Here is a 9,258-nt window from a genome sequence, read left to right as displayed (position 1 = left end):
GCTTTGGACAAGAAGAGGAATTGATAAGTCTCTACCGCGCACGATGTCCGCAAACGTCTTTGTATAGAAAATTGGTAACTTTCAAACAAATAAAGGTTTTTGAGTATATGGGTAAATTAATATTTTTGGCGATGACAACCATTGATGGATGTATATCCAATTTGGCGGGAATCAAGGAATGGGGGATTGAAGCGGGATGTGTATGGAATAACAGAACTCTATGATAACTCTGATGCTTTTATCCAAAAAGGGATGGATGCAAATGTTGTATCAATTCTGCGTGAATCAGTTTGTGGCTATTGCTTATATGAATCTGAGCCGAAGATGGAAGAACTTACTTGGGAAGTATTTGAGCAAAATCTTGTCGATGAGTTGTATCTGTATATATCCTCATATACGGGGGGATCAGGTATTCCCATTTTTTCTCATAATATCAAAATGTCCAATCACTGGAAGTTGGAAGAGGCAAAGGTGTATAATGAAGAAATAGTGCGTCTGCATTATAGCAGAGTAGATATAACCGAAAAATGATTATTCGATTTCCTCTCCCCACAAATCAACATCTGTGGGTGTCTTTGATTTACAGATAGTTATAACCATGATAATGAGTAAAACTATAAAAGAGATAAAAAAGTACCACATCTTTAGAAAGTATTAAGTAAATTCCATCAATTACCGGAATCAGGATGTGAATGGTAGCCGAGAACAGAGTGTGAGTATTTGGAGCAGAAGAGCCGCAAATTGCTCCGGAGACTATTGTTGAAGCAGAAGCTGATACCATTGCCGGAGTAGAGATAGAATCAGGGTTGGAAGGCAAACCCGAATCGGGTTCGGACAACTGCGTGAAGCAAGCACAATATTTCCTGTTCAAAGAATGAAAGCCGATAGGAAGACCTTTCGGATGCCACCTTGAGATACATTAGAAAAGCAATAGACTTATGAATACAATCAAATTAGGTTATGAGGGTGACGAAACCGTCCTCCTGCAACAAGCATCGGTGAGTACGACCGCCTGGAACAGGCACGAAGAATAGATCGTGAAGCGGCAGACGCTTCGGCCAGTTGGGGCATGTTCCAGTTTATGGGATTCAACTACGCAGCCTGCGGCGAAAGCAGTGTGGAGAGCTTTGTCAATGCCATGTGCGAAAGCGAGTTTAAGCAGTTGGTACTTTCTGCCCGTTTCATCAAACAGGCGAGGATGCTGCCGTCATTGCAAGCCAAGGATTGGGCGGAGTTTGCTAGACGCTATAACGGTCCTACCTATGCGCAGAATAATTACGATAAGCAGTTGGAAGAAGCCTATCAAAAGTATCGTTAAAAGAATATTCATGGAGAGAGCCTTGACCGGCCGGACTCACGCCATAAAAAATATGGAGGGTGTCAAAACTAAAATGACCACTCCCCAAAGTTACAACTTATAACTATAACACTTAAGAGGGTCGTATCAAGCTCTGTATTGAGTAATGATACGACCCTTTCTTTAGCCTTTTAATATGCTCAAATTTCAAATTATAAGTTCATATTTTCAAAATTTGAGTTTTGACACCGCCTTTCTGTAAACCTCGCCTGCCCCGGATTATTCTCCGGTCAATCGGTTATATGGTATTTTTTCAGCTTCTCATACAGGGTAGTCCGGCTGATATTGAGCAGCCGGGCCGCCTTGGAGCGGTTGCCATCTACCTTTTCGAGTGTCTGGAGAAGTAACGTCCTTTCTTTTTCTTCTTCCGCCAACAGGGGTTTCTCTTCTTTTTGGAAGGAGATATCAAGATTTAAGTCTGAAACAGAAATCCATTCCTGCTGGCAGATAAGTACGGCACGACCGATTACATTTTTCAGTTCACGGATATTACCCGGCCACGGATATTCCAGCAGTGCCGCCTGTGCCAGCCGGTCAAAGCCGCGAAATGATTTTCGAGCCTTGGCGCAAGTGAGCTTCAAAAAGAAATCGGCCAGAGGCAGGATATCCTCCCGGCATTCGGCCAGTGTGGGAATCCGGAGGGTGAACTCATTGAGCCGGTGGAACAGGTCTTCCCGGAAGCGTCCCTCTTCGATGGCTTTTTCCAGCTTCTCATTGGTAGCGGAAACCAGCCGGATGTCAAAGGAATATTCTTTAGTGGAACCTACCGGCCTGCAACGTTTCTCCTGCAAGGCCCTGAGCAGGAGCATCTGGGTTTTATTGGAGAGGTTACCTATCTCGTCCAGAAACAGTGTCCCTCCGTCAACTGCACGGAACAGCCCGACTTTGTCGCTTTCCGCACCGGTAAAGGCTCCCTTCCGGTGGCCGAAAAACTCGGAGGCGGCAAGTTCGTCGGGAATGGCTCCGCAGTCGATAGCGAAATAGGGTTTGTTTTTCCGGTGGCTCCGGGCATGTATCTCGGCTGCAGCATGTTCTTTCCCGGTGCCGGAAGCGCCACGGAGCAGGACAGAAATATCGGTACACGCAATCATCTCTATCAAGCGGTATATCTCATGGGCTTTGGGGCTTTCACCCCGGTAGAAGTCCTGTTTGTTGTTGTCTTTATCCAGTATCTCCGTAATCAATGCCAGAAGCTTGTCCGGCTGTACGGGCTTGCACAGATAGTTGATGGCTCCCAGCCTCATGGCTGCCACCGCATTTTCCACCTGCCCGTAGTTGGTCATAATCAGGAAAGGGGTGGAATAATACTTCTTGTTCATCCATTCGAGGAGCGAGGTGCTGTTGCCGTCCGGCAGGCGCAGGTCTGCCAATATCAGGTCGAACGCTTTTTGTTCGATGGCTTTACGGGCATTCGCAAGGGTTGTCACACAATCGGTTTTCATCCCTTCTTTCACTAGCCAGTTGCTGATGCTGTGGCTGAACACGATATCATCTTCAATAATCAGAATTGTTTTCATAGGCTTCTGCTGAGTTCAAGTTATAAATGCGACAGTTGGTTCAGATAGTGGTGTTGGGTAGGGAGATTATTTGAGGTATTTCCTGTTCACGTCTTCCAGTACCTGCATCTGCTGAATGGCTATCCGGTTGAGTCGGAGCAGCCTTTCGTGCTGCGGAAGTCCTTCGTTGATGAATACGGCATTAAGATTCTCCATGTTCGAGAGGCATATCAGTTCGTTGACGGAAGCATAGTCGCGCACATTGCCTTTCAGGTCGGGATGTGCGTCGCGCCATTCGAGGGCGGTCAATCCGAACATCGCCACGTTCAGCACATCGGCTTCGCTGGCATAGATGCGTGAGGCTTGTTGCGGGGTGACTTCTGCCGGAATGAGGTTCTGCTTGATGGCATCGGTGTGGATGCGGTAGTTTATCTTCGACAGTTCCCGCTTCGCACTCCACCCTATCCGGGCTTGCTCCTGCTCTTTGAGGCGCTGGAACTCCTTGACAAGATATATCTTGAATTCAGCACTAATCCACATTCCAAACTCAAACGCAATGTCCTTGTGCGCATAAGTGCCGCCATAACGTCCGGCTTTTGCCTGAATACCGATGGCGTGGGTTTTCTCCACATACTCTTTCACACTGATTTTAAAACTGTTCAATCCTGACTGATTTTTAATTGTGGCGAATTCGCCATAATTAAAATCCGGATTATACAAACGCTCCCAGATACCGAGGTATTCAAGTGTATTCCGGTTTCTTAACCAATCGGATATGAAGAAATCACCGTCTTTGGCTTTCAGCATATCAGTGATACAGATATAATCTTCGTTGTTGACAGACACTACGTGAATGTCAGTAGCCAGTACTGTTATCTTTGCCATTTCTTGTATTCTTTCGTTTAAATACCGACAAAGGTAGGCTTTTCCCTTCAAATTCTTCTAAATCTCCTACACAATCTTCCAAAGAACGCTTTTGTTTTCAATATCTTACGTTGTGCCACCGGCAGCGGCGAAGCTGCCCGTGTGCCACCTCTATAGGTTGCATCCTCCGCACATTACGCTTGTGTACGGGATGGCTGAATTTCGTACCCGGTTTACGGATGCGGCTTATTCCATTTCGGCATTAGGCATGTTTTCCGGCAGGTCGAGGATAGTTCGCCGGATTATTGTTGTTCTCTGAACTCGACCCATTATTGTTATCTGTTTTGTCTTTACAAGAAGCCCACTTCCTGTCGATAACCCTTTTTCATTTTAAAAGGGAACATTTTTAAAAGAAAAGACGCTACGTCCAAGTAGCCAATGGAAAGCGGAATAATGGGAGGATTGTTTAATGCCTTACAGCAGGTCGGTGATACTCGTAGCAGGTATATCCAACTTGGAGAAGGCAAACATCTTCTTGCTGAGATCTTTCAGTGAGGCTCCGATGTGATAGACATCCGTCCCGTCAATAATCAGAAAACGGTCGTGGCATTTCTTGTAGGTATGCAGCTCTATCGGAGGATATTGGCTGTTATGCTTCCGCAAGTCTAACTGCAACTGACGGCTGACGGACTGCGTGTAGATGTCGGCAGTCACGCCGGCATTCCGCTTGCTGAACATCAGCAGCACAGATTCGTCCACGTAGTTGTCTACCAGCAGCAGGGACTTCTTGGCGGAGCGTATCAGGTCGGTGGCAAACAAATCTATCTTCCTGGAATGTTCCGCCACGGTATGCTCCGGTTCGGTCAAGCGGCGGTTGACAGAATAGCCTTTCAACAGATATTCTTTCAGCACCTTGTTAGCCCAACGCCGGAATTCTATGCCACGACCGGATTTGACTCGGTAACCGACAGATAGAACCATATCCAAATTGTAGTATTCCACTTGGTACACTTTGCCATCAGCGGCAGTTGTCGCAAATTTTGCGACAACTGAAATACCGGCAAGTTCTTCTTTCTGTGCATTATTCACATGCTTGCCTATAGTCTTGATATCGCGGGCAAACAATTCAGCCAATTGCGACCTGTTCAGCCACACGGTTTCATTTTCCATGCGCACTTCTAACTTCACTTCGCTGTTAGGCTGATAGAGTATGATTTCGCCTTGATTTTCCATTGATGTTGCATTTTCTTTCGGAAACTCAAAAGTACGATAATTTATCTGCTTCTCCATCAAATGCTTCGGCTTTTCTACCTTTTCTACCTATTATTCCTTTTCCAGTATGTCAAAGAACGCGCAAACCCTTGTTCTGCAAATAACAAGGTTGCTTTATGGTTACGAATTTACAAATCCTTATACTTACTGACCGGCAGATGACATATCCGGCGAGATGTCGCTTGTGCTTTTACAGAATACCCATAATGCATATCTAAATTGTGGCGAAAATCGCGTATAAAATGGAGAATTTACTAAAACATCAAAAAACTCTATTCCATTGTTGATTGCGGAATATGTATTATGAATATTATTTTCAGAGGCTGAATGAGAAAAACAATCCCGTTTTTTGAATGGTGGTATGTTAGGAAACAACGATAATTCTTCACCATTGAAATAAGATACAGATACATTTATTTTTTCAGGAATTATAGATGTTTCGATGCTTTCTTTGATATGCGCCTTATGTTCGGCACTCGGTGTGTTGTCTATTCCTTTGGCTTTTGCCGTGTCGGAACGTGTACATTCTTCTTCAATAAAATATTTCATAATTCATCTTTTTTATTGTTCATAATCCAGTGAAGTCATTATCCTCCTATCATTACCGTAGGGCATCCTGCCGCTACCGAACCGCCATGCGCCGTGGTGTCGCCCATGCGTGCGGCAGGTCTTCCGCCTATCATCACCGTGGACGAGCCTTTCACAATCGTGTCCGGCGGTCCCACACAGACGCACATATCGCCCACTACGGCGGCAGGCATCTTGCCTATCAATACGTTGGGTACACCCGGACCCACGACCGGACCGCCCACGTGCGGTATCGGCGAGGGAAACGCCGGAGTCTGCATGGGGCAGGTGTGCATATCGGTTATTCTTGCTGCCGGTGGCATAGCTGTTTTCCTTTCTTCTTTTAGTTAATCATTACCATGGCGCCTTTGACGGTGGTCTGCCCGCTGGCGGAAAGTTCCGCCGTGGCGTTGCCCTTCACCGAGGCACCTATTTTTGCCTGCGCCTTGACGTTCAGCCCTTCTAAGCTGACATCCTGCTTGGCGGTCGCACTGAGTTTCATCGTGGCATCCATCGTGATGTTGCCTTTCGCTTTCAGTGTTATATCTTTGGCGGACGTTAGGGTGATACCCCCGCTGTCCATCTTGATTTCGTTCTTATGCTGGTCAGTGAGGCGGATATGCTTTCCGTCGTCGCTGATTTCCACCGTATTCTTTCCGGGGGTGGATACCGTTATGATTTTCTTCTCCTCGTCGAACTCAATGCGCAGTTTCTCGCGTGTCACGAGGGCTTTCTTGTTGTTCTTCGCCTCGTATTCGTAGGGCGGAGTATGCTTGCTGCCATATAGCCCTCCGAGTATGACCGGATGCGTGGGGTCGTTGTTCACGAAGCCCACCAGCACCTCGTCACCCGGCTCGGGCAGCCAGAATGAGCCGGAGGCATTGGTAGCATAAAGGGTGGAGAGGCGTGCCCAGAGCAGTTTGTCCTTGCCGTCCATCCAAGGCAGTTCCACCTGTATGCGGTGCTGTTTCAGCGGGTCGCCGTCCAGTTTCTTCACCACCGCCGTATGCAGCCCTTCCATGCCGGGCAGCAGACCTGCCGCAGGGGGACTCACCACATCCGGCTCACCGGTGATGTTTGCCGGGTTGATTCCGATACCGGCTTTGGTAATCCATTCGTTTTTCTCGATAATATGCTCCACCGAACCGATAAAGGCATTGCCTCCGAAGCGTTTGCCCAATCCTTTCAGCTCGATGATGCAGCCCGGCACGGCTTCCGCCGCTCCGTAGAAACTGAACGAACCGTGATAGCGTGCCAGCCCGGCTTTCAACGCCATGCTGTCCGCCCACGCCTTCAGCACCTTACCGTCCGCCGGGGCATCGGTCTGAAGCAGCATATTGTCGGCTGTGGCTATGTTCTTGGGGGCTAAATCGCCCTGTCTGTTCAGCGTGGGGACGGATGCGCTCTCCCTGACGGGCTTCTGCTCCGCCGGATTCCACGACACGGCATCGTAGCCGGAGAACTGGTCGCCAGCCGAAAGCCCGCCGTCGAAGTCTATCAGGTCGTTGCCGTAGGTGACGGTCAGTACGGGCGACGCGCCTACTTTCGGCTTGAACACTTTGATGTTGCCGCCCGTGGTGAAGATGAACATCCCGCAGGCATCGGCACGCGAAAGGGCGAAATCCCAGTCGGTGCAGTAGTATTGCACCATTTCGGGGTGCTGGTAGTCCGTACCATCTACAGACACGCTGCCGTAGTCTTTCAATGCCTCCTTAATCATGTCCGAGTCCTTCTTCTTCTCGAAGATGCGGTTGCGGCGCACCTGTGTGGCGGCGTAGGCGTTGTCGCGGCACTCCACCGTCATCTGCGAGCGGTGTCCCTTGCCGATGCGTATGCCGGTATCAAGGATGATGCCCTCGAACAGGGTCTTCAGGTCGTTCAGTTCGCCTGCATCGATGCGGATGGGCGTGCCCGGCTTGAAGCTGTCGGAGTCGGTCTCGTCGAAACGCTGTGCGTCCATATCCCCCGCGTTGAAGCGCAGGGTCGCCTTGCCGATGCGGTTCAGTTCCAGACGGATGTGAGCCGACACCAGTTCAAACGAGTCGTCCAACGCCTTGCCGTTGCAATAGACCTTGCAGGCAAGGATGCGGTCTGCATATTTCGACGGTGAATCTGCCATATCACATATTCCTTTCTTTTAATCTTTCTTTAACGGCGGGAACAACAACTCTGTCCCTGCCGGTATGTTTCTGAATCCTCCCAAATTGTTGAACCGCGCCACCTGCAACACCAGGCGGGAGTCCCCGTATATCTTGTGGCACAGGTAGGGCAGCGTTTCGCCCTCCTTGACGGTGACGAGCCTCGACATGTCGGGCGACTGCTTATGGAACTTCTTGCCCTCCACTATCCGTTCTTTGAGGCGGATATAGATCTGCTCGGACACCTCGTCGGGAAGAAGCACTTTCTTCTCGACCACCGTGTTCACGTGTATTTCCTTGATGACTATAGGCATTACTTTTCCCTTATGAGTTCCTTGTATTTCAATGTCAGCGTCTCGACGGTGTACTTCTTCGGCCATGCGTTGGTCAGTTTCCAGCTTTGTACCGGACTTCCGGCCTCGTCCAGCAGGGCGATGGTCACACTTTCGCGCTGGATGATGTTCATCTTTACCGTGTTGATCCAATCCCACAGTTTCTTGTCGTCCTTGAACATCGCCTTTTTCAAGGTCACGTCACCACTTTTGCGCATACCCGGCATCTTCACCTTGGTAAAGCCCGGCATGTCGCCCGAACGGTATTCTATCACGTCGAACTCCACATCGAGTCCGGACACTTCCTTGCAGGAAATCTTTCCCACATTCGATATTTCCACGCTGAAATGAAATTCGGGTACGGGCCACGTTTCTTTGCTCTGTTCAGCTCCAGTTTCTGCCATGATATTACATTTTTAAAAGTTATCAAATCTGTTCTGCTAATGATCAGCTCTTCTGCATCTGCTGCTGGAAGGTGATTTCGATGAATTCCGCCGGACGGGTGATTGCCACCAGCACGGTGATGCGCATTGCTGCCCGCTTCTGTTAAAAGGGGGTCGAATTCGACCCCTTTAAAGTCCGGATTATTCAGCTTCTCCCACAAACCGAGATATTCCAATGTATTTTTCAGTCGCATCCAGTTCTTGACGACATCTTTCGGCTCTACTGGATTCTTCTGACGGGCTATGTCTGTAATGCAAATGTAATTCCTTTCTCACTGTATTGTTTCCACCCTGTACCCTGCTTGCCGATCTTATCCATGACAAGGGCCAACCCGGCATATTGCCTTTCTGTAATGACTTGCTGTTCCACACACACATATCCAGATTCAATTCTATCATCCGATTTCCCATATTATACCGGAAGAACCGGGGAAAACCTTGCGATAAAGGAATCAGCAGGTTCAACAACCGCAAGGTGTCACGATAAAGAGGTAAATCTTCGGATAATGCCATAAAAAATATGTTTCGACCCGCGAAGCGGGTTATTCGTTTAAATAGATAAATTAACGGCTACGCCGTAATAGATAAATAAGATCAGAAAGCAAAGGAACACCGCACCATATTGTAGTTGGTGCGCTTAAAGTCGTAGTACAAGTACAGGTTGCCAAGGCTGTCGAAGCTCACGCTGCAGGCGTTGCGGCCATCGTACTCCGAACTCGACCAAAACCAAGTGTCTGTACTGAATGGCGTTGCATCGCTGATTTTCTCCAAATACCTATTCATGTTAGC

General features: G+C 48.4%; 11 protein-coding genes and 2 pseudogenes. 3 read left to right on the top strand and 10 right to left on the bottom strand.

Features of this window, described 5'->3' with window-relative positions; genetic code table 11:
- From HMPREF9446_RS19020 to HMPREF9446_RS17210, 3 genes and pseudogenes are all read left to right on the top strand, one after another.
- Window positions 1-224: hypothetical protein (locus HMPREF9446_RS19020; protein ID WP_216593951.1), on the top strand; the 224-nt coding region annotated here is incomplete at its 5' end.
- Between the two features lie 28 nt (window positions 225-252).
- Window positions 253-531, top strand: a complete 279-nt coding sequence (locus tag HMPREF9446_RS17215) for a dihydrofolate reductase family protein (protein WP_216593950.1) — start codon at window positions 253-255, stop codon at window positions 529-531.
- A gap of 463 nt (window positions 532-994) precedes the next feature.
- A pseudogene (locus HMPREF9446_RS17210) lies at window positions 995-1,318 on the top strand (N-acetylmuramidase family protein); the annotation flags it as partial.
- A 269-nt stretch (window positions 1,319-1,587) separates the two neighbouring features.
- Here HMPREF9446_RS17210 and HMPREF9446_RS17205 read toward each other — a convergent pair.
- The 10 genes and pseudogenes from HMPREF9446_RS17205 to HMPREF9446_RS19010 all read right to left on the bottom strand — a co-directional run.
- A complete protein-coding gene (locus HMPREF9446_RS17205) occupies window positions 1,588-2,874 on the bottom strand; it encodes a sigma-54-dependent transcriptional regulator (protein ID WP_009127012.1) in 1,287 nt (428 codons plus the stop codon).
- Window positions 2,875-2,940: 66 nt separating this feature from the next.
- Window positions 2,941-3,738 carry a KilA-N domain-containing protein gene (locus HMPREF9446_RS17200; RefSeq protein WP_009127011.1) on the bottom strand — a complete coding sequence of 266 codons (798 nt, stop codon included), beginning with the start codon at window positions 3,736-3,738 and terminating at the stop codon, window positions 2,941-2,943.
- Between the two features lie 453 nt (window positions 3,739-4,191).
- On the bottom strand, window positions 4,192-4,950 hold the full coding sequence (locus HMPREF9446_RS17195; RefSeq protein WP_039969916.1) for a virulence RhuM family protein: 759 nt from the start codon (window positions 4,948-4,950) through the stop codon (window positions 4,192-4,194).
- Between the two features lie 183 nt (window positions 4,951-5,133).
- Window positions 5,134-5,538, bottom strand: coding sequence for a hypothetical protein (locus HMPREF9446_RS19015; RefSeq protein ID WP_009127009.1), 405 nt, complete (start codon window positions 5,536-5,538; stop codon window positions 5,134-5,136).
- A gap of 38 nt (window positions 5,539-5,576) precedes the next feature.
- On the bottom strand, window positions 5,577-5,879 hold the full coding sequence (locus HMPREF9446_RS17185; RefSeq protein ID WP_039969910.1) for a PAAR domain-containing protein: 303 nt from the start codon (window positions 5,877-5,879) through the stop codon (window positions 5,577-5,579).
- A 20-nt stretch (window positions 5,880-5,899) separates the two neighbouring features.
- Window positions 5,900-7,675, bottom strand: a complete 1,776-nt coding sequence (gene vgrG / locus HMPREF9446_RS17180) for a type VI secretion system tip protein VgrG (RefSeq protein ID WP_009127007.1) — start codon at window positions 7,673-7,675, stop codon at window positions 5,900-5,902.
- A gap of 18 nt (window positions 7,676-7,693) precedes the next feature.
- A complete protein-coding gene (locus HMPREF9446_RS19255) occupies window positions 7,694-8,008 on the bottom strand; it encodes a LysM peptidoglycan-binding domain-containing protein (protein ID WP_009127006.1) in 315 nt (104 codons plus the stop codon).
- Entirely contained in the window at window positions 8,008-8,430 is a 423-nt protein-coding gene (locus tag HMPREF9446_RS17170) for a phage tail protein (RefSeq protein WP_009127005.1), read from the bottom strand. The genes HMPREF9446_RS19255 and HMPREF9446_RS17170 overlap by 1 nt, the downstream gene beginning before the upstream one ends.
- Before the next feature lie 203 nt (window positions 8,431-8,633).
- A pseudogene (locus HMPREF9446_RS19250) lies at window positions 8,634-8,714 on the bottom strand (hypothetical protein); the annotation flags it as partial.
- Between the two features lie 349 nt (window positions 8,715-9,063).
- Window positions 9,064-9,258, bottom strand: a 195-nt coding sequence (locus HMPREF9446_RS19010) for a fibrobacter succinogenes major paralogous domain-containing protein (RefSeq protein WP_009127003.1), incomplete at its 5' end; no start/stop codon positions are given.

Source organism: Bacteroides fluxus YIT 12057 (genome assembly GCF_000195635.1).
GTDB lineage: Bacteria > Bacteroidota > Bacteroidia > Bacteroidales > Bacteroidaceae > Bacteroides > Bacteroides fluxus.
This window is presented reverse-complemented; position numbering and strand designations above follow the sequence as displayed.

Excerpts from the sequence above, each read along its gene's own strand:
- HMPREF9446_RS17215 (WP_216593950.1), top strand. The coding sequence starts at position 253 with ATGGATGCAAATGTTGTATCAATTCTGCGTGAATCAGTTTGTGGCTAT.
- HMPREF9446_RS17205 (WP_009127012.1), bottom strand. The coding sequence starts at position 2,874 with ATGAAAACAATTCTGATTATTGAAGATGATATCGTGTTCAGCCACAGC.
- HMPREF9446_RS17200 (WP_009127011.1), bottom strand. The coding sequence starts at position 3,738 with ATGGCAAAGATAACAGTACTGGCTACTGACATTCACGTAGTGTCTGTC.
- HMPREF9446_RS17195 (WP_039969916.1), bottom strand. The coding sequence starts at position 4,950 with ATGGAAAATCAAGGCGAAATCATACTCTATCAGCCTAACAGCGAAGTG.
- HMPREF9446_RS19015 (WP_009127009.1), bottom strand. The coding sequence starts at position 5,538 with ATGAAATATTTTATTGAAGAAGAATGTACACGTTCCGACACGGCAAAA.
- HMPREF9446_RS17185 (WP_039969910.1), bottom strand. The coding sequence starts at position 5,879 with ATGCCACCGGCAGCAAGAATAACCGATATGCACACCTGCCCCATGCAG.
- vgrG (WP_009127007.1), bottom strand. The coding sequence starts at position 7,675 with ATGGCAGATTCACCGTCGAAATATGCAGACCGCATCCTTGCCTGCAAG.
- HMPREF9446_RS19255 (WP_009127006.1), bottom strand. The coding sequence starts at position 8,008 with ATGCCTATAGTCATCAAGGAAATACACGTGAACACGGTGGTCGAGAAG.
- HMPREF9446_RS17170 (WP_009127005.1), bottom strand. The coding sequence starts at position 8,430 with ATGGCAGAAACTGGAGCTGAACAGAGCAAAGAAACGTGGCCCGTACCC.